Here is a 19,476-nt window from a genome sequence, read left to right on the forward strand (position 1 = left end):
CCGCCCCATCCCTTCACGCCTCCCACGAGGCGCAAGCAGAACAGGAATCCGTCATGCGCAAGCTGACCGTCTCCGTCGCCACCCTGGGCCTGGCGGCCCTCGGCATCGCCATCCCGGCCACCGCTCACGCGGGCCCGGGCTGCAACGCCAACTGGAACTCGCACGGCCGCGACGGCAACGTCCGCGCCTGGGACGGCACCGACTGCGGCGGCGAACTCCTCGGCGTCACCGCAGGCAGCGACCCCGAGTGGGGTGACGCCTTCGGTCCCTTCCAGGGCAACGACGTGAACCGCGCCTCGTCCGTCATGAACAGCGGATTCGTCGGCGGCAAGGACGTCGTGGCCTTCTACTGGCTCGCGGACTACACGGACACCTCGTACGGCTGCCTCCTGCCGGGCGAGAAGTACGTGGACGACCTCAGCCGGAACCACTACACGAACAACGTGAACATGAACAACTCCATCGAGTCGCACACCTGGGTGACCTCGAGCGCCTGCGCCCCGGGTTCCTTCATCAGCTGAAGCCCCTTGTAGCAAGCGTAGTTCTCCGTCCGGGACGGCCCGTCGGCATCGCGTCGGCGGACTGTCCCGGTCCACACGGTCTTCCGCCTGGGGAGACCTGCCGGTTCTGCGTGACACTCCTCCCGCCACCGTGGCCGCTGGCGAGCACGGCCACGAGCCGCGTGGTGGCCGGTGTTCGGCGAGGGCGGAACGTCACTCGTCGTTCACCCACCGCATGAGCCGTTGCAGCGGGAAGAAGCCGTCGTGCGAGAGACCCGGTGGCATCCCGCCCGCCCTGCCGAGGGAGACCACGCGTTGTACGCCGGCGCAGGCGAGGGCGTCGCGCAGTTCCGCCTTGCGGATGTCGGGGTACACGCCGACCGTCTGGGTGGCGACCCCGGCATGGGTGACGGCATCGGACAGGGCGGCGACCGGGACGACGTTCACGATCTTCCCGTCGGGGTGGAAGTCCACCGGTTCGGGAGAGCGGATGACCAGGCCCCGGCCGTCGTAGCCGCCCCACACTCGGTACTCGGGTTCCATGGACCGCAGGACGTCGATCTCCTCGCGCAGTTCCGCGGCGACCCGCGGGCCGTCGGCCGAGCTGAACTCCCTTGCCACACCGAGTCGTTCGCACAGCAGGGCGGCGTAGCGGTCGGCGTCCTCCCAGGATCCCTCGACGAACTGGAAGCGGCTGGCCACGCAGGCCTGCTGGTTGAAGAAGGTGGCGTCGGCGGCGCCCGCGTCGGCCGCCCGTGCCAGGCTCTCCTCGGACGCGAAGGCCTCGCGGCCGATCATCGAGATGGAGGTCTTGGGGTCGAAGGAGACGAGTTCGAATCCCGGGCCGACGTACTTCAGGGCGCTGCGGATGGTGGCCTCGCCGCCCCAGGCGACCAGCTTGTCGAAGAACTGCGGGCGGAACAGCACGCTCTCCACCGCCTCGTCGCCGCCGCGCCAGTACACCGCGGAGAACGACCGCACCACCGGGTGGCCGGGGGCGACCGCGGCCATGGTGCGCAGGATCGCGGTCGCGGTGAACAGGTCGTTCGAGGGCAGTTTCAGGAGGTTGACGCCCTTGGTGAGCGCGCCGCGCACGACGGACATCGCCGCGACTCCGGGTGCGTTGCCCGCGATGATGTGCACCAGGCGGGGCGGGAACGCGCGGGTGGCCGCGATCCGGTCGTCGGGAAGGCGCACCTCGCGCCAGCCGTCGAGCACGTCCGCACCGCCGAGTTCGTGGTCGATCTGCGCGTACAGGCCGGGGCGTTGGAAGCTGCGCCACAGCACGGCGTATGCGCGCTCCAGCACCTCCGCGGGCAGCGGGCTGACCGGGACCATCCGGTCCAGGGCTTCGGCAAGCAGGCCTGCGCGGTCCGCCTTGAGAGCCTCGCCAGTCTCCACCAGCAGGTCGACGATCTCCGCGACGGGCACGTCGAAGGCGGGGCCGGGTTCGGTGCGGGGCCACACGAGGCGGTCCAGGTCCAGGGCCGGGGCGGTGAACCGGCCGCGGTCGACGGGGGTGCTCCGGTCGGCCTCGCCCCGGACCACGTGGACGACGGTCACGGGGGCTGCCGCGGTGCCGTCGAGCGTCGTACGGCTCATCCGTGGATCATCCCCCGCACGTAGGAGTCGAGTGTCGCGGCGCACGTGATCTTGTCGTCGCCGCCGAGGTCGCCGTAGCGCCGGATGTCCGGCAGGACCGCCGGTCCCGGGCGGCCGCAGGCGCACGGCGAGAAGTCCACGAAGACCCGGTCACCGCTGATCAGCCCGCCCCAGCGGCCCTCCAGGGAGACATCGAGGAACGCGAACCGTCCCTCGACGACGCCGTGTCCGGGGTTGAGCAGCTTTTCGCCGGGTTCGTCGAGCACCAGGGGGATCACCCAGGGCGGCACATGGTAGTTGCCCTGCTCGCAGGCGAGGCAGGAGCCCTGGAGCTCGGTCATGCCGTAGCTGCGTACGCGGCGGACGCCGTCGTAGAAGGCGGTCAGCTGCTGCTGGTAGTCGTCGGGGAGGGCGCGGCCCTTGTTGCCGCCGCCGCTGAGCACCAACGTGTCCGGGTGCAGGCTGCCGTCGGCCACGCCGCGGGCGCGCAGGGCCTGGATGAGGGTGAACTGCTGGTTGTTCATGCCGGCGATCAGCAGTGGTTCGTCGCGGTGCGCGGCGATGTCGTCGACGATCTCGGCCATGGCCGCGCCCAGTTCCCGCTCGCGGGACTCGGAGACGGTCTCGAAGGAGCTGATCTCCTGCGGGGTCGCGGCGCCCTCCGCGATCCGGCGGCGCAGCAGTGCGCTGCTCATCAGCTCGGACACCCGCATAGGGTCCTCGGTGAGCAGCCTGGTCTCGCCGGGCTGCGCGAAGACGTCGGCGTGCCAGCGGAAACCGTCGATGGAGCGCATCGGGCCGCTCGCGGGTGCGAGCAGATAGCCGCGGCGGGTGGGCTTCGCCGGCAGGGGGTCGGGCCAGCAGGTGAGGTTCTCGAGGATGTCGTGCAGGAAACTCAGGTCACTGGCGTCGCAGTTGAGGAAGGAGACCTTCCCCGAGGTACCGCTGGTGATGTACGGGCGGTGGCCGGCGGCGGTGATGCGGTCGGTCCACTCGTCGATGTCGCGGACGCCGTCCATGTCCACGTCGCCGGGTTCGACGGCGGACACGGTGGTGTACCAGCGCAGGAGCCGGTCCCAGCGGCCCGCGGTGATGAGGGAGACGGGGTAGGACTTGTAGCTGGTGTGCGAGAAGAGCAGCGACACGAGGTCGTCGAGGCCGGTGATCTCGTCGACGCCGGTCTCCGTCGCCCGGGTGCGCAGCAACGGAACCCGCTCGCGGTGGGCGGTGAAGGTCTCCCGGGCGGCCTCCAGCTGCAACTCCTTCAGTTCGTCGGCGGGTTGGTCGAAGGTGTCCCCGGAAAGGGCGAGGGATCGGATCTGCTCGCGTGCGCCTGGCACAGCGTTCACCTCAATCAGTTGCGTACGTGGTCTTTTCCGCTGTGGCTTGCGCGAGGTACGACGACTCGATCGCGTCGAGGTTGCCGCGCAGTTCTGCCGGGGTGCCGGTCATGGTGACGCGGCCGCGGTGCAGGACGTAGACGCGGTCGGCGATGTCCAGCACCTTGCGCACGTGCTGTTCGACCAGCAGCGCGCCGAGGCCGCGGTCGGCCGCCTCGCGCACCGCACGCAGGAGGCGGTCGACCACCAACGGGGCGAGACCGAGGGAGAGTTCGTCCGCGAGGAGCAGCTTGGGCGCGCGGCACAGGGCGCGGGCCAGCGACAGCATCTGCTGCTCGCCGCCGGACAGCATGCCCGCGCCGGTGCTGAGGCGCCTTTCGAGCTCGGGAAAGAGTTCCAGCGCCTGCTGGGTCCTCACCCGGCCGACCCGCAGGTTGTCCGCGGTGTCGAGCCGGGTGAACACCGCCCGCTCACCGACGTACGCCAGGCCCTCGCGAGCCCGGCGGTGCAGCGGTGCGCGGCCGGTTTCGCCCAGCCAGCGCACCTCGCCGCCCATCGGGGCGAGGCTGCCCGACAGCGCTCGGAGGGTGGTGGTCTTGCCGGCGCCGTTGGGGCCGAGCAGGGCGACGACCTCGCCGGGGCGGACCTCCAGGTCGAGGTCGCGTACGACGGGCCGGCTGCCGTATCCGGCGGACAGCGAGAGTGCTTCGATCAGGGATGTGTCGGTGTCGGGCACGGGCCTGCTCCTCAGCCGGACGACATCGCCGTCAGGACCTTGCGGACGTCGACAAAGGTCGATCCGGGCTTGGCCCACTCGATCTTCCCGTCGCGGATGGTCAGTTCGGTGGCGGTGGTGTTGTGGATGCGGTCGAGGCCCTTGATCGGCAGGGCCGTGGACGCCTTCCAGCTCAGCGGCGGGGTCAGTCCGCCGGTGTCGATGCCCGGGTTGGTGTCGAGCTCCTGCACCAGGGCCTTCGCCGTGATCGTCGGGAGCTTCTTGGCGGCCTCGGTGAAGACCTTGAAGGCCACCCACGTCGTCTCGTTGGCACCGTTGGTGGTGTCGATGTCCTTGTCGCCCCTGGTGGCCGCGAGGAAGTCCTTCCAGGCTGAGTCGGAGGTCGGTGGGAAGTAGCCGGTGATCGCGGCGCCCTCCAGCGGGCCGCCCGCTCCGCCGGTGCTCTCGGCGAGCTGCGGGGTCAGGTTGCCGACGACGCTGCCGAGCTTCGTCTTGGCGCCCGACTGCACGTACGACTTCACGAACAGGCCCGAGGCGGTGCCCATGATGACGCTCACGCAGTCGCTGCCCTTGGTAGCGGCGGCGACCTGCGGGGCGAGGTCGGTGGCGGTGAGCGGCACCTTGATGTCCTTGGGCGCCGCACCTCCGGCGGAGAGGGCGCCGACGGTGAGGAACTGCGAGACGACGGCGGCGGCGGCCACGTCGTAGCGCACGCCGGAGATCTTCTTGCAGCCGTTCTGCACCAGTTGCCGCCCGTGGGCCGCGAACACCACCGGGGTGCCGCCGTTGACCGGGAACGACAGCGGGTTGGAGAACTCGGCCGCCGAGACGCCGGTGCCGCCGAGGTACGGGATGCCTGCCTTCTGCAGGATGGGCATGTAGCGGTCACCGGCGAGGCTGTAGGAGCCCACCACCGCGACCACCTTCTCGGCGACCGCCTGCTGGGCGCACTTCTCGGCCTCGTCGGGGTTGTTCTTCTCGTTGCAGGTGAGCACCTTCAGCGGGGCGCCCTTGATCCCGCCGTTGGCGTTGATCCACTTCTCGTAGGCCTGGGCGGTGAGCCGGACTCCGGGCTGGGCGCTGCCCTGGGTCTCCTCCGGCGTCCAGACCATCACCTTGACCGGTGTGCCCTTGAGGGCAGAGGTCTCCTCCTTCGAACTGCCGGCCGCCTCTCCCCCGCAGCCGGCGGCGAGCAGGGCTCCGGTCATCGCGAGAGCGCTCGCTGCGGCTGTTCTGCGTCGGCGTGAGTGGTTCATGGTTCCTCCGCTGTGCTCGTCGTCGAGATGCCGAACAGCATGGGGTGCGTTTTGTGGTTAGTGAAGTACTCTCGGCACAATTATTTAAATGAATATGCTGTCTCGCTCCTGCCCTCGGGAGGTTCCTCGATGGACGACGTCCTGCGTTTCGCCCTGCTCGGCCTCGGGCTCGGCGCCCTCTACGCGCTCACCGCGCACGGCATCGTGCTGGTCTACCGGGGCTCCGGCGTCCTGAACTTCGCGCACGGCGCGATCGGGATGGCCGGGGCCTATGTCCAGTGGGAGCTCGTCGGCCAGCACGGCGTGGCGTACTGGCCCGCCACCGCCTGCGGCGTGCTCACCTCCGCGGTGCTTGGCGTGCTCACCCACCTGCTGGTGCTTCGCCCGCTGCGCAGCGCGTCCTCACTGGCCCGCCTGGTCGGCACCCTGGCGGTCTTCATCGTGCTCACCGCGATCGCCGTCAAGCGCTACGGCGACAGCCTGGAGCTGGTGCCGGGCAGACTGCCCACCAAGCTGCTGACGATCGCCGGGGCGACGGTCTCCGAGGACCGCGTGTGGCTGATCGGCATCGCGGTCGCGGTGACCGTGCTTCTCCACCTGCTCTACAAGCGCACCCTGTTCGGCTTGGGCACCAGCGCTGTCGCGGAGAACGAGGGCGCTGCCGCCTCGCTCGGCTGGTCCCCGGACCTGATCGCCACCGGCAACTGGGCGCTGGGCTCGGCGCTCGCGGGGCTGACGGGCATCCTGATCGTGCCAGTCATCGGTCTGTCGGTGACCGGGCTGACCACCCTCCTGCTGAGCGCCCTGGCAGCCGCCCTGGTCGGCAGGTTCTCCTCGTTCCCCGTCACGCTGACGGGTGGTCTGGTCATCGGCGTCGTGCAGTCCGAACTGACCCGCTTCGGCTCCGACGTCACCGGGCTCGCCGCCTCGGTCCCTTTCCTGTTCATCGCCCTGGTGCTGGTCGCACGCGGCCGGGCGCTGCCGCTGCGCGGCACGTTCCTGGACCGGCTGCCCGGTCTGGGCACCGGGAAGGTCCGCCCCCTGCCGCTGGCACTCGCTGTCGTGACCGGGCTGTCGCTGGTGAGCCTGGCGACACCGCTGTGGGCCGACGCGATCACCACCACCCTGGTGCTGTCGCTGATCATCCTGTCGATCGTCGTCGTCACCGGGTACGCGGGACAGGTCTCCCTCGCGGCCTACGCACTCGCCGGGACCGGCGCCTTCCTCGCCGGACACGCGGCGGCCGACTGGGGATGGCCGTTCGAACTCGCCCTGCTGGCAGGGGTGTTGGGGACCGTGCCGATCGGCCTGCTGTTCGCCCTCCCCGCCGTGCGCACCCGCGGCGTCAATCTCGCGATCATCACCCTCGGCCTCGGCACCACGCTGGAGGCGATGGTCTTCCAGAACACCGACCTGTCGACGACCCCCGGCAGCGACGGCATCGCAGTCGGCAAGCAGACACTCTTCGGGATCAGCATCTCCGGCGTCGACCATCCGCAGCGGTACGCCGCCGTGGTGCTCGTGCTGTTCGTCGCCGCCACGCTCGTGGTCGCCAACGTGCGGCGCAGCCGGACCGGCCGCCGGCTGATCGCCGTACGGGCCAACGAACGGGCCGCCGCCGCCCTCGGCATCGACGTCCGCGCCGCCAAGCTCTACGCGTTCGGTCTGTCCGCGGCCATCGCCGCGCTCGCCGGAGTGCTCACCGGCTTCCGCTCGACCTCGGTCGTCCTGTCCGACTTCGCGAGCTTCGGCTCCATCACCGCGCTCGGCCTCGCGGTCATCGGCGGCGTCGGTTTCCTCGTCGGTCCACTGTTCGGCGCGACCTTCGCCGCGGGCACGGTGGGCGCCCGGTTCGGAGACCTCGTACTGCCCGGGCTCAGCGCGTGGATGCCGCTGATCGGCGGGATCATCCTGGTGCTGACGCTGGTGGGCAACCAGGACGGCATCGGCAAGGGGCTCGGCACACGGTCGACGGGAAACCGACGCAATCTGCCCCCGAAGCGCCCTGCGACCGTCCCGAAGGATGATCCGTCGGCCGCTTCGACCGTGACCCGGGCCGCCCCGCTCCCCCTCCAGGTACGGGACCTCACCGTCCGCTACGGCGGTGTCGTCGCCGTCGACGGGCTCTCACTGGACGTCGGACCGGGCCAGGTCGTGGGGCTCATCGGTCCCAACGGTGCCGGCAAGACCTCCGCCATCGACGCGGTCACCGGCTTCACCCGAGCCGCCTCGGGCAGTGTGCGCCTCGGCGATCGGGACGCGACCCGGCTGCCGGTCCACCGGCGGGCCAACGCCGGTCTGAGCCGGTCGTTCCAGTCCCTGGAGCTGTTCGAGGACATGACCGTCCTGGACAACCTGTACGCGGCCTGCGACCGGCCCGGCCGATGGGCGTACCTCATGGACCTGGTCCGTCCCGGCAGCCGCCCGCTGCCTGCCCATGTGCTCGTCGCGGTACGGGAGTTCGGCCTCCAGGACAGCTTGGACCGGCCGGTGGGCGACCTGTCGTACGGAGAGCGCCGGCTGCTGGCCATCGCCCGCGCCGTTGCGGCCTCGCCGTCCGTGCTGCTCCTCGACGAACCGGCGGCCGGCCTGTCAGACGACGAGACCCGGGAACTGGCCCACCTGGTACGGCGGCTCGCCGAGGACTGGGGCATGGGGGTGCTGCTCGTCGAGCACGACGTCGACATGGTGATGAGCGTCTGCGACCAGGTCGTGGTCCTCGACTTCGGACGCCGGATCTGCGCCGGTACGCCGGAGGAGGTCCGGCGCGATCCGGCGGTACGGGCGGCCTACCTGGGCGACCTGGAGCCGGAGGCACTGGCCTGAGCCTCCCGTCCCGGGGACGCCGAGAACCGGAGGCGCTGATCTCAGCGCCTCCGGCGGCAGTGGCGGGAACCGTGTCAGGCGTCGCGCAGATCCGCGACATACGGCTGATGGGACAGCAGGCCACCGTCCACGCGCAGGGTGTGGCCGGTGATGAACGCCGACTCGTCGGAGGCGAGGAAGACGACCGCCGACGCGACGTCCTCCGGGCGCCCCAGGCGGGGCGTGAGGTGATGGCGCAGCATCGCCTCACGGATCGCCCCGTGCGCCGAACCGGAGCTGGCCGGGGTGACGATGAACCCCGGCGCGATGGCGTTGCAGCGCACGCCCTGCTTGCCGTACTGGGTGGCGACGTACTGCGTGAGGTTGATGAGGGCGGCCTTCGAGGCGCCGTACGCCGGGTTGCGCAGATCGCCCGAGAGGCCGGCGCCTGACGAGGTGTTGATGATGGAGCCGCCGCCGCGGGAGATCATGTGCGGGACGGCGGTCTGGATGGCGACCATGGTCCCGCGCAGGTTGATGCGCATGGTGTCGTCCCAGACCGCCGGGTCTGCCTCCACGACGGCGAGGTCCTGACGGGCGGCCAGGTGGGTGGCCGCCGCGTTGTTGTGGAGGACGTCGAGACCGCCGTACGTCTCGACCGCCGCGGCCACCATGGCCCGCACGCTCTCGGTGTCGCCGAGGTCGACCGGGACCGCCGTCGCGGAGCCGCCGGCGGCGCGGATCTCCTCCGTCACCGCCTTGGCACCGTCGAGGTTCAGGTCGGCGACCACCGTGTGGGCGCCCTCGGCCGCCAGCCGGCGTGCGGTGGCCGCGCCGATGCCGGACGCGGCCCCGGTGACGACGGCGATCTTGTCCTGGAGTCGCGTCATCGCGAACCGCCTGTTCTACTCGGTGAGCTGGCTGCCGACGACCGACACGAACGAGACGCACTCGCCGGGTCCGCCGCCGAGGTTGTGGGTCAGGGCGAGCGAGCGTCCTTCGGCCACGGACTTCAGGGTCCGTTCGGCCGGTGCCTCGCCCCGTAGTTGCAACCACGCCTCGAACATCATGCGCAGGCCGGAGGCGCCGATGGGGTGGCCGAAGGCCTTCAGGCCGCCGTCCGGGTTGACCGGCAGCGAGCCGTCCAGGTCGAACGCCCCACTGGTGACGTCCTTCCAGCCCTGACCGCGCTCGGAGAAGCCCAGGTCCTCCATCAGCACCAACTCCGTGGGTGTGAAGCAGTCATGGACCTCAGCGAGGGCGAGCTCGGCGCGCGGATCGGTGATGCCCGCCTGGCGGTAGGCCTCCCGTGCGGAGGCGACGACCTCGGGGAAGGTGGTGAAGTCGTACTCCGGGTCGAGGAGCCCGTCCGCCGGACCGGCGACGAAGGACAGCGCCTTCACGAAGATCGGCTTGTCGGTGTACTTGTAGGCGTCCTCGGCACGCACGACGATCGCCGCCGCCGAGCCGTCCGAGACGCCCGAGCAGTCGAACACGCCCAGCATGCCCGCGACGATCGGAGCCGACCGGATGCGCTCCAGCGGCACCTCCTTGCGGAACTGTGCGCGCGGGTTGCGGGCCCCGTTGACGTGGTTCTTCCAGGCGATGCGGGTGATGACGTCCTTCATGTCCTCCTCCGCCAGGCCGTACTTGGCGGCGTAGGCGGGGGCCAGGAGGGAGAAGTTCGCCGGGGCGGTGATCTCCCCGCGGCTGTCGTCTCCCGCGCCCGGGATGGCCGTACCGGAAAGCCCGGACATGCCGGAGTCCTTGAGCTTCTCCACACCGACGGCCATCGCCACGTCGTACGCCCCGGAGGCGACGGCGTAGCAGGCGTTGCGCAGGGCCTCGGAGCCCGTCGCGCACATGTTCTCGACGCGGGTGACCGGCTTGTCGGGCAGGTGGAGCGCCCGGCTCAGCGTCAGTCCGGACACGCCGGAGGCCTGGGTGCCGAACCAGTACGCGTCGATGTCGTCGAGGGTGATGCCGGCCGAGGTGACCGCCTCACCGACGGCGTCGATCAGCAGGTCGTCCGCCGAGCGGGTCCAGTGCTCGCCGAAGGGCGTGCAGCCCATGCCGACGATCGCGACCCGGTCCCTGATTCCGTGCGAGCCCATCAGTGTGTCCCCTCGGTCTCGCCCATGCGCACCGGCCGGGCCTTCCAGAAGTAGTTGTGGACGCCGGACGCGGTGACCGTGCGCCGGAACGTCATCTCCACCCGGGCCCCGATGACGGCGTCCGCCTCGGTGGCGTCGGTCAGCTGGCAGCGGAACCGGCCGCCTCCGTCGTAGTCGACGACCACGACGAGCATCGGCGGACTCGGTGTTGCCGCCAACCGGTCGACGGTGAACGTGGCCACCGTGCCGCGCACGTGTGCCATCGGCTCGTCGGTCATGGCGTCGACGCTCCGGCACGAGGTGCACACCCGGTCCGGCGGCAGGTGCCGGGTGGCGCACTTCTCGCAACGGGAGGCGACGAAGCCGTACTTCCATCCGGTGCGCCGGTGTGCGGGCGGGGCGTAGGGCGGCTCGGGGTCCGGCCGGCGGGGTGGTTCGCGGTCGAGGAGACCGCGCCAGGACAGGTAGGTGGCGTACGGCATCGGGGCGCTGCCTGCGGCGATCTGGGCGGCGACCGGGCGGGCCGCGCGGTGTACGGGGAGTGCGTCGGTGGTGCGCAGCAGGAGGACTCCGGCGCCGTCGCCGAGCACGACGAGGGCGATGAGCTCGCCGGGCCGGGCCCGGTCGAGGACGTCGGCGAGGAGCAGTCCGGGCTGGGCGGTGCCGGCGTTGCCGATCACTCCGGCCAGGTCCGGGGTCACCGCCTCGGGGCGGACTCCGGCGGTGCGCCGGACCGCCGCGCACGCGCGCGCGTGCAGCCCAGCGACCACGAAGTGGTCGATCGAGCCGATGTCGACCGCCGCGTGGTCGAGGGCCGCGGTGAGCGCCTTTTCCGCGAGGGACACGTAGATCTCCTCGGCGAAGCGCTCCTCCCAGACCCGGGAGACGGACGTGCTCGGCAGCCGCCAGCGGTCGAGGATCTCGTCGCTGACCGTGTCGTGGGCGAGCAACTCCGCGATGACCGGGGCCCCGTTGCGGTGCCCGCCGAACACGAACGCCGCCGCGCCGTCGCCGCCCGCGACCTCGTCGGTGCCGCCGGGCAGGCCGGTGCGCAGGTCGGACAGGACCGTCAAGGTCGGTACCGGGGACCGGGCGGCCGTCACCAGGGCGCCGAGGCCGGAGCGCACGGAGCCGGCCATGTCGGCGGCGAGCACGTGCGGGTCGAGGCCGAGCGCGGCGTGGACGGCGGTGGCGTTGGTCTTGTCGAGGTAGGCAGGTGCTGCGGTGGCGAGGAAGAGCTGGCTGACGCGGGCGCGCAGGCCGTCACGGTCCAGGGCGCCGCGAGCCGCCTCGACGGCCATGGACGTGGTGTCCTCGTCGTAGCCCGCGACCGCGCGGGTTCCCTTGCCTCCCTTGCCGCCCAGGGCGGCCGCGACATCCGTCCTCGCGAGGCGGTGGTACGGCACGTAGGCGCCGTATGCGATCAGTCCGGGCATGTCAGCGTCCTCCATGAGCGTGGGTTGCGTCGGTCGGCCGTTCGAAGACCGCGGCCAGGCCCTGACCGCCGCCGAGGCACATGGTCTCCAGGCCGTAGCGGGCCTGGCGGCGGTCCAGTTCGCGCAGCAGGGTGGCGAGGATGCGGCCGCCGGTGGCGCCGACGGGGTGGCCCAGCGAGATGCCGGAGCCGTTGACGTTGAACCGCTCGAAGTCGCTCTCGGTCAGGCCCCATTCGCGGGTGCAGGCCAGTACCTGGGCGGCGAAGGCCTCGTTGAGTTCGATCAGGTCGATGTCGGCGAGCTTCAGCCCGGCTCGCTCCAGGGCCCGCACGGTGGCGGGTACGGGGCCGATGCCCATCGTCTCCGGTGGTACGCCGACGACGGCCCAGGAGACGAGGCGGCCCAGCGGACGCAGTCCGAGTTCGGCGGCACGCTCGGGGTGGGTCACCACGCACAGCGCGGCGCCGTCGTTCTGACCGCTGGCGTTGCCCGCGGTGACGGTGGCCTCCGGGTCCTGGCGGCCGAGCACGGGACGCAGCGTCGCGAGCTTCTCCAACGAGGAGTCGGGGCGCGGGTGTTCATCGGTGTCGACGACCGTTTCGCCCTTGCGGCTGTGTACGGTGACCGGCACGATCTCGTCCGTGAACCTGCCCTCGCGCTGGGCCGCGACGGCCTTCTCGTGGGAGCGCAGGGCGAGTTCGTCCTGTTCCTCGCGGGGGATGGCGTACTCGCGCCGGAGGTTCTCGGCGGTCTCCAACATGCCTCCGGGGACGGGGTGGTTGACCCCTCCCGAGGTGACGCGCCCGCGCGCCAACCGGTCGTGCAGGGTGGTGCCGGCCCCGCGCACGCCCCAGCGCACACCGGTCGTGTAGAACTCGGCCTGGCTCATGGACTCGACGCCCCCGGCCAGTACGAGGTCGCTCGCACCGGTCTGCACCTGCATGGCCGCAGTGATGATCGCCTGCAGTCCGGAGCCGCAGCGACGGTCGATCTGCAGTCCCGGTACCTGCACGGGCAGACCGGCGTCGAGGGCGGCCACGCGGCCGATGGCCGGGGCCTCGCCGTTGGGGTAGCACTGGCCGAGCAGGACGTCGTCCACGGCCGCGGGCGGTATGCCGGTGCGTTGCAGTACGGCGCGTACGACCGTGGCGGCGAGTTCGGCCGCCGTCACGTCGCGGAGGGCGCCGCCGTAGCCGCCGACGGGGGTACGCACGGGTTCGCAGATCACCGCGTCACGCAGGAGGGCGGGCATCAGCAGTTGCCTTTCATGAGGGGTCACATGTACCGGCCGCCGGTGACCTCGACCACGGCCCCGGTGACGTAGCTCGCCAGGTCGGAAGCGAGGAACAGGACGACCTGGGCCACCTCGGCGGGCTCTCCGGCACGTCCCATGGGAATTTCCGCGAGCTTCGCGTCCCAGGCGGCCTTGGGCATCGCCTCGGTCATGGCGGTGCGGATCAGACCGGGCTGGACGGCGTTGACGCGGATCCCGGCCCGGGCGAGTTCCTTGGCGGAGGCCTTGGTGAGGCCGACGAGTCCCGCTTTGGCGGCGCTGTAGTTGGTCTGCCCGAAGTTGCCGACCTTGCCGGCGATGGAGGAGATGTTGACGATGCTGCCGCCCTGACCGTGCGCGCGCATCGCCTCGGCGGCGTACCGAGTGCCGTTCCAGGCGCCGGTCAGGTGCACGTCGACAACGGCACGGAAGTCGGCGAGAGCCATCTTGCGCAGGGTCGCGTCCCGGGTGATCCCGGCGTTGTTGACCATGACGGCGACCGGTCCGAAGATGTCGGTGCCGTGGGCGACGAGGGCGGCGACCTCGTCCTCGTCGGTGACGTCGCAGCGCAGCGAGGTGGCTGCCACGCCGTTCTTGGCGAGGCGTTCGGCGGCTTCCGCCGCCGCGTCCTCGTTGATGTCGCCGAGGACGACGGACGCCCCCTCGGCGCCGAGGACTCCGGCGATCTCGAAGCCGATGCCCTGTGCGCCGCCGGTGATCACCGCGTTCCGGCCGTCCAGCAGTCCCATGTCAGCCCGCCCTGGCTCGACGCTATTCCTCTCAAATAGATAACCTATTATGCTGAAACAATCAATACAGCGACGGGGCTGTGCGCGGGACCGGACGAGGAGAGTACGCAGGTGGACATCAGCTATCCCCCCGAGACCGAAGCGTTCCGCACCGAGGTCAGGGCGTTCCTCGCCGAGACACTGCCACCGGACTGGACGGGCATCGGCGCCCTCGACGAGGAGGCGGCCTGGGCCTTCGCCCGGGACTGGCGCCGCCTGCTGGCCGAGCGCCGCTACCTCTCCCTGACCTGGCCCGAGCAGTACGGCGGCCGGGGCCTCACCAAGCTCCACCAGGTGGTGCTGATGGAGGAACTGGCGCTGGCCGGTGTGCCGTTCGGGCTGCCGCAGGACACCTTCGGCGTGAAGATGCTGGCCAACACGCTGCTGCGCTGGGGCACGGACGAGCAGAAGGCCCACTTCCTCCCCCGCATCCCCAGTGGCGAGGACACCTGGTGCCAGGGGTACTCGGAACCGGACGCGGGCTCCGACCTGGCCTCCTTGAGGACGCGCGCGGTACGTGACGGTGAGGAGTGGGTGATCGACGGCCAGAAGGTGTGGACCTCCGGCGCCCATCACAGCGACTGGATCTTCGTCCTGGCCCGCACGAACCCCGACGCCCCCAGGCACCGCGGCATCTCCTTCCTCCTCGTCCCGCTCGACCAGCCCGGCGTCGAGGTACGGCCGTTCCGCATGATGAGCGGGCAGCTGCACTTCAACGAGGTCTTCTTCAACGGCGCCCGCACCCGCGCAGACCTCGTCGTGGGCGGCGTCGACAACGGCTGGACCGTCGCCCAGAGCCTGCTCGGCGTGGAGCGCGGGGAAGAGGCGGCCACCAACCCGATCCTCTTCAAGGCGGAGGTGGAACGCCTCGTCGAGCTGGCCCGGCTGTACGGCAAGGACCAGGACCCGGTGATCCGGCAGCGCATCGCCTGGTGCTGGTCCAAGGTCGAGATCATGCGCTATCTCGGCTACCGGATCCTCACGGGCTGGCTCAAGGGCGCCGAGCCCGGCCCCGAGTCGTCGATCGCCAAGCTGTACTGGAGCGAGTACCACACCAAGGTCACCGATCTGGCGATGGACATCATGGGCCTGCACGGCCAGGTGCCGGTCGGCCGCCCGCCCCTGCGCACCTACCGCACCGACGACCCAGGCGCCGCGAACTCCTCGGCGTCCTGGTCGACGACCTACCTCATCGCCCGCTCCGGCACCCTCTACGCGGGGACCTCCCAGGTACAGCGGAACATCCTCGCGGAGAAGGTGCTGGGGCTGCCGCGTGAGCCGAGGGCAGCGGCGGGTTAGAACGCGGTCGGGGGCTGCGCCGACTGCGGCGAGGGGGCGCGTCGCAGGCGGGACGACCGGCGCCCGGCGGACCGCCCCGTCAGCGGAACAAACGGTGCCCGATGGACCACGTCACAAGCGCGACAACCGACGCCCGGTGGACCACCTCGCAAGCCGGACAACCGACACCCGGTGGGCCACCTCGCAAGCCGGACAACCGACACCCGGTGGACCACCTCGCAGACGGGACGACCAACGCCCGGCGGGTCGGATCGTCATGCCCGTTGGGCCCCCGGCCGCAGTGGGTCTATCGTCGGGATCCTGGGGCCAGACGATGAAGGGCGGCCGGAATGCCGCAGGACGAGGCCGTGATCGGCTGCACGGGGAAGCTGCTCATCGGAACCCGCGGCTCCGCGGGCCCCGGCGAGATCCTCGTGCGCGTCAGAGGCGGCTCGGAGACCTTCCTCGCCTGGTCCGAGGATCCCCTGCCCACCGGAGCGACCGTGCTCGTGATCGAGTCGCGTGGCTGCCGCGCGGTCGGCGTCATCGAGTGGGCGGATCCATTGGACGCGCTCGGCGATCCCGCCGGCGCCGGCTGAGGAGTAACGATGTTCGGATACCGCGTTCCCGCTCCCGACGAGGCGATGCTGATCTCGGGGGGACGGCGGGGACTGGGGGGCGCGCCGTTCCGAGTGGTGACAGGGCACGGCAAATTTGTGCTCCCGATCTTCCGCAAGACCAGATTCCTCACCCTGTCGATGTGCGAGGCCGAGGTCACCGAGACCTGTGTGACCAGGCAGGGCATCTCACTGCACGTCCGTGCGGTCATCGCCTTCAAGGTCGGCAACGACCACGAGAGCATCATCAACGCGGGTCAGCGGTTCCTCTCCGACCAGGACCAGATGTCGGTGCTGACCGGCCGGATCTTCGCAGGTCACCTGCGGGCCATCATCGGCTCGATGACGGTCGAGGAGATCGTCACCGAGCGGCAGAAGCTCGCCGCGGAGGTCCTGGACACCTCGAAGACCGAGATGGCCAAGATCGGCCTGATCGTGGACTCGCTGCAGATCCAGTCGATCGACGACGGCGACACCGGCTACATCGACGCGATGTCCGCACCGCACAAGGCGGCCATCCAGCGGCAGGCGCAGATCGCCCAGGCCCAGGCCACCCAGGCCTCGGTCGAGGCGGAGCAGGTGGCGGCCCGCAACCAGGCCGAGTACGCCCGGCAGACCGCCGTGGTCAGGGCGGAGTACTCGGCCGAGGTGGACCGTGCCCAGGCGCGGGCCGCGCAGGCCGGGCCGCTGGCGCAGGCGCACGCCCAGCAGGAGGTGCTCGACGCGCAGACGGAACTGGCCCTGCGGCAGGCGAAGCTGCGCCAGCAGCAGCTGGTGGCCGAGATCGTGAAGCCCGCCGAGGCCGAGGCCGAACGGATCAGGGTGCTCGCGGCCGCCGAGGCGCAGCGCATGAAGATCCAGGCGGAGGCGGCGGCCTCCTACGACCGGGTCGCGCTCGACCGGATGCTGATCGACCAGCTCCCGCTGATCGTGAAGGAGGCCGCGGGCGGCCTCGCCGGTGCCAACGTCAACGTCCTCAACGGCGCCGACGGGCTCGGCGAGATCGCCGCCGGTCTGGTGTCCCAGGGCCTGACGATCCTCGACTCGGTCCGGCAGAACCTGAGCGGCCCGGACTCCTCCGACAGCAACCGTCCCGCGGACAGCGGCGGCAACGGCCTGCTGCAGTTGCACTCGCGCAAGGACGGCAAGGCGGACGACGGCCCGGTCAACGTCGACTGATGGCTCCCCTGCCGGGGTCAGGGTGATGAGGCGGGGCGTGTCGACCGATATGCCTCGACCGCCCACCTCTCGCTCGGCCCGGGCTTCCCCGAGGGGCCTCCCCCCGCATTCAGGCGCCGGACGCCCCCGATTCCCGTTGCTCGAAGGTTCTGAGCGGCGGCACCGGACGCGGCCCGGTCCCCGGGACCCAGCCCATGTCCAGCTTGCGCAGGCCCACGCCGTCCGGCGCCCAGACGTGGCAGCTGTTCAGCACGCCCGCCGTGGAGCGCGGACCCTGGGACTGCTCGCCGGCGTACCGCAGGCCCGCGTTCGCCGAGATGGCCGCCTGCACCACCGCGGGGCCCAGGGCGCGGGCCAGCTCGTGCAGGTGGGAGCAGCCGGACACCCCGCGGAACCGCTCCTGGATGGCCCGGTTGTAACCGGCGGCGACGCTGAGTCCGACCAGGCCGTCGAACACCGGGGTGATCAACGGGCACTCGGCGTGCGGGAAGGTCCGCATGTCCGCGTCGGCGTGCACGACGACCATGTCGGTCAGGCGTACGCGCACGGAGAGTGCCATCCGGTGGACGACGCCGGCCGACGGCTCCGCCCAGGGGCGCACGTCGCTCAGTTCGGCCTCGACCGAGATCTCGTCGCCGCCTTCCGCGTACGCGGTGACGGTGATCGTGCGGCGGTGCAGCGGAAGTTCGGAGCGGGTCACGACGACGCCTCCTGCGCAAGCGCCGGGGCCACGGCCGGGGTCTCCCCCAGCCCCGCGAACTCCGGCGGCCGGCGCTCGATGAAGCTGCGTACGCCCTCGCGGTAGTCCGGGGCGCGTTTCGCCGTGGCGAGAAGGGCGGCAGCGTGGTCGCGGCTCTCGGTGAAGGTCCTCGCCTGGTCGTCGGCGAGCTGCCGCTTGATGAGGGACATCGCGTACGGGCTGGCCGATCGGGCCAGTTCACTCGCGTACGCGAGGGCCGCCGGGAGCAGGTCCTGCGGTTCGACGAGGCGGTTGACCAGCCCCATGGCCAGGGCCTCCGTCCCGTTGATCCGGCGCGAGGACAGCAGCAGGTCGGCGGCGTTGCCGTAGCCGACCAGCCGGGGCAGGATCCAGGACACGCCGTCCTCGGCCACCAGCCCGCGTGCGCTGAAGGCGGCGGCGAACTTGGCGTGTGGCACGGCGAACCGGACGTCGCACATCAGGGCCTGATTGAACCCGATGCCTGCGCAGGCGCCGTTGACGGCCGCCACCACGGGCTTCGGGAAGGACATGGGCCGGGTGCGCGGGGGCAGCTGGTCGGTCGGCCAGGGGCGGGCGCCAGACGAGGCGGCGTCCAGGACGCTCATGTCCATGCCCGGGCAGAAGCTGCGCCCGGCGCCGGTGAGCACGACGGCCCGCACCTGCGGATCGTGCTCCGCCCGGTCGAACAGTTCGTTGTAGAGCAGCTCCATCTCCAGCGTCCAGGCGTTGTGCCGCTCGGGCCGGTTCAGGGTCAGCAGCATGACCCCGTCGTCGGTGAGATCGGTGAGGATCTCCGGGGCCGGATTCTCGGTCATCGAGGTCACTCCCGCGGTATCCGTCGGCTGGACCGGCTTTATAGATAGATGAATCATCTATATACCCAACGACCGCCAGGGCGCCAGATCAGGTCGTGCACGGGGAAGATCACTGAGGACTTGACCTGGTACCCTCGATGCACTAAGACGATTCATTTAGCTATACGAGGAGCCCACCGTGGCCGAGGCAGCCCGCACCGCAGAAACGGCGACCGTGCCGGTCCCCGCCCGCAGTCGCGTCGGACGTCAGGTGCGGGTGCCGAAGACCGCCGAGCTGGTCGCCGCCCACCTGCGTCGCCAGATCGTACGGGGCGAGCTGAAGCCCGGCGACGCACTGCCCCCGGAGTCGGGCCTGATGGAGCAGTTCGGCATCTCGCGGCCCACGCTGCGCGAGGCGTTCCGAGTGCTGGAGTCGGAGTCCCTGATCACGGTGCGCCGCGGCGCCCACGGCGGTGCCCGGGTGAGCGCTCCGGACTCGGACGTCGCCGCCCGCTTCGCCGGCCTGATCCTCGAGTACCGGGGCGCGACCCTGGGCGACATCTACCGCGCCGCGGCCCTCATCGAGCCGCCCTGCGCCCGCCAGCTCGCCACCAAACACACGGCCGACGACATCAAGCGGCTGCGTGACGCGGTGGCGGCCGAGAAAGCCGTCCTCGACGACCCGCTCGCCCTGGTCGACGCGCAGGACGCCTTCCACGCCCTGCTGGTCGAACTCACCGGCAACCAGACCCTGATCCTGCTGTGCGGCATGCTGCGCAACATCATCGACCGGGCCAACGCCTCGTACACGGCGGGCGCCGCAGATGCCGAAGCCCAGAAGACGCAGGCCCTCAAGGGACACCGGGCACATGTGCGGATGGTCGGCCTGATCGAGTCCGGAAAGGCGGACGAGGCCGAGAAGCTGTGGCAGCGGCACATCTCCAGCGCGGACGACGTCGTGAACGCGGCGGGACCCAAGACGGTGCTCGAACTCCTGGACTGACCGGCTCCACCTCGCGGCGGACCCGCCTCCGTTT

General features: G+C 71.0%; 17 protein-coding genes. 6 read left to right on the top strand and 11 right to left on the bottom strand.

Features of this window, described 5'->3' with window-relative positions; all coding sequences use genetic code 11:
- Positions 1-53: 53 nt before the first annotated feature.
- Positions 54-521 (top strand): hypothetical protein, encoded by a 468-nt coding sequence (locus tag D1369_RS01270; protein WP_007386960.1) that lies wholly within the window; start codon positions 54-56, stop codon positions 519-521.
- Positions 522-713: 192 nt separating this feature from the next.
- Here D1369_RS01270 and D1369_RS01275 read toward each other — a convergent pair whose 3' ends face one another.
- Genes D1369_RS01275 through D1369_RS01290 form a run of 4 tightly spaced genes read right to left on the bottom strand, consistent with a single transcriptional unit; the run spans position 714 to position 5,434 of the window.
- A complete protein-coding gene (locus D1369_RS01275) occupies positions 714-2,102 on the bottom strand; it encodes an acyl-CoA reductase (protein WP_037902548.1) in 1,389 nt (462 codons plus the stop codon).
- Positions 2,099-3,442 carry a hypothetical protein gene (locus D1369_RS01280; protein ID WP_037904057.1) on the bottom strand — a complete coding sequence of 448 codons (1,344 nt, stop codon included), beginning with the start codon at positions 3,440-3,442 and terminating at the stop codon, positions 2,099-2,101. Before D1369_RS01280 ends, D1369_RS01275 begins: the two co-directional genes overlap by 4 nt.
- 10 nt (positions 3,443-3,452) lie before the next feature.
- Positions 3,453-4,178 carry an ABC transporter ATP-binding protein gene (locus tag D1369_RS01285; protein ID WP_007386956.1) on the bottom strand — a complete coding sequence of 242 codons (726 nt, stop codon included), beginning with the start codon at positions 4,176-4,178 and terminating at the stop codon, positions 3,453-3,455.
- A gap of 11 nt (positions 4,179-4,189) precedes the next feature.
- Entirely contained in the window at positions 4,190-5,434 is a 1,245-nt protein-coding gene (locus D1369_RS01290) for an ABC transporter substrate-binding protein (RefSeq protein ID WP_007386955.1), read from the bottom strand.
- A gap of 129 nt (positions 5,435-5,563) precedes the next feature.
- Between D1369_RS01290 and D1369_RS01295 the strand changes: the two genes are divergently transcribed.
- Entirely contained in the window at positions 5,564-8,260 is a 2,697-nt protein-coding gene (locus tag D1369_RS01295) for a branched-chain amino acid ABC transporter permease/ATP-binding protein (RefSeq protein WP_118082200.1), read from the top strand.
- Between the two features lie 74 nt (positions 8,261-8,334).
- Here D1369_RS01295 and D1369_RS01300 read toward each other — a convergent pair whose 3' ends face one another.
- Genes D1369_RS01300 through fabG form a run of 5 tightly spaced genes read right to left on the bottom strand, consistent with a single transcriptional unit; the run spans position 8,335 to position 13,811 of the window.
- Entirely contained in the window at positions 8,335-9,129 is a 795-nt protein-coding gene (locus D1369_RS01300; protein WP_118082201.1) for a glucose 1-dehydrogenase, read from the bottom strand.
- A gap of 15 nt (positions 9,130-9,144) precedes the next feature.
- A complete protein-coding gene (locus tag D1369_RS01305; RefSeq protein ID WP_007386952.1) occupies positions 9,145-10,353 on the bottom strand; it encodes an acetyl-CoA acetyltransferase in 1,209 nt (402 codons plus the stop codon).
- Positions 10,353-11,789 (bottom strand): OB-fold domain-containing protein, encoded by a 1,437-nt coding sequence (locus D1369_RS01310; RefSeq protein WP_118082202.1) that lies wholly within the window; start codon positions 11,787-11,789, stop codon positions 10,353-10,355. The genes D1369_RS01305 and D1369_RS01310 overlap by 1 nt, the downstream gene beginning before the upstream one ends.
- A gap of 1 nt (position 11,790) precedes the next feature.
- Positions 11,791-13,041: an acetyl-CoA C-acetyltransferase gene (locus D1369_RS01315; RefSeq protein ID WP_205574454.1), complete on the bottom strand. Its 1,251-nt coding sequence runs from the start codon at positions 13,039-13,041 to the stop codon at positions 11,791-11,793.
- 23 nt (positions 13,042-13,064) lie between these two features.
- On the bottom strand, positions 13,065-13,811 hold the full coding sequence (gene fabG / locus D1369_RS01320; RefSeq protein WP_007386948.1) for a 3-oxoacyl-ACP reductase FabG: 747 nt from the start codon (positions 13,809-13,811) through the stop codon (positions 13,065-13,067).
- Positions 13,812-13,922: 111 nt separating this feature from the next.
- On the opposite strand from fabG, the gene D1369_RS01325 reads away from it, so the two are divergent.
- From D1369_RS01325 to D1369_RS01335, 3 genes are all read left to right on the top strand, one after another.
- On the top strand, positions 13,923-15,149 hold the full coding sequence (locus D1369_RS01325) for an acyl-CoA dehydrogenase family protein (protein WP_007386947.1): 1,227 nt from the start codon (positions 13,923-13,925) through the stop codon (positions 15,147-15,149).
- Between the two features lie 329 nt (positions 15,150-15,478).
- On the top strand, positions 15,479-15,727 hold the full coding sequence (locus D1369_RS01330) for a hypothetical protein (protein WP_007386946.1): 249 nt from the start codon (positions 15,479-15,481) through the stop codon (positions 15,725-15,727).
- A 9-nt stretch (positions 15,728-15,736) separates the two neighbouring features.
- A complete protein-coding gene (locus tag D1369_RS01335; protein WP_007386945.1) occupies positions 15,737-16,924 on the top strand; it encodes a flotillin family protein in 1,188 nt (395 codons plus the stop codon).
- Between the two features lie 109 nt (positions 16,925-17,033).
- Here the strand turns inward: D1369_RS01335 and D1369_RS01340 are convergent, their stop codons facing one another.
- Both D1369_RS01340 and D1369_RS01345 read right to left on the bottom strand, forming a co-directional pair.
- The gene (locus tag D1369_RS01340; protein ID WP_007386944.1) at positions 17,034-17,624 is read right to left on the bottom strand and encodes a DUF2889 domain-containing protein; all 591 of its coding nucleotides are present in this window, start codon (positions 17,622-17,624) and stop codon (positions 17,034-17,036) included.
- Positions 17,621-18,460, bottom strand: a complete 840-nt coding sequence (locus D1369_RS01345) for an enoyl-CoA hydratase-related protein (protein WP_037904054.1) — start codon at positions 18,458-18,460, stop codon at positions 17,621-17,623. The genes D1369_RS01340 and D1369_RS01345 overlap by 4 nt, the downstream gene beginning before the upstream one ends.
- A 178-nt stretch (positions 18,461-18,638) precedes the next feature.
- On the opposite strand from D1369_RS01345, the gene D1369_RS01350 reads away from it, so the two are divergent.
- Positions 18,639-19,442 (top strand): FCD domain-containing protein, encoded by an 804-nt coding sequence (locus D1369_RS01350; RefSeq protein ID WP_007386942.1) that lies wholly within the window; start codon positions 18,639-18,641, stop codon positions 19,440-19,442.
- Positions 19,443-19,476 lie beyond the last annotated feature (34 nt).

This window comes from Streptomyces sp. CC0208, from assembly GCF_003443735.1.
Taxonomy (GTDB): domain Bacteria; phylum Actinomycetota; class Actinomycetes; order Streptomycetales; family Streptomycetaceae; genus Streptomyces; species Streptomyces sviceus.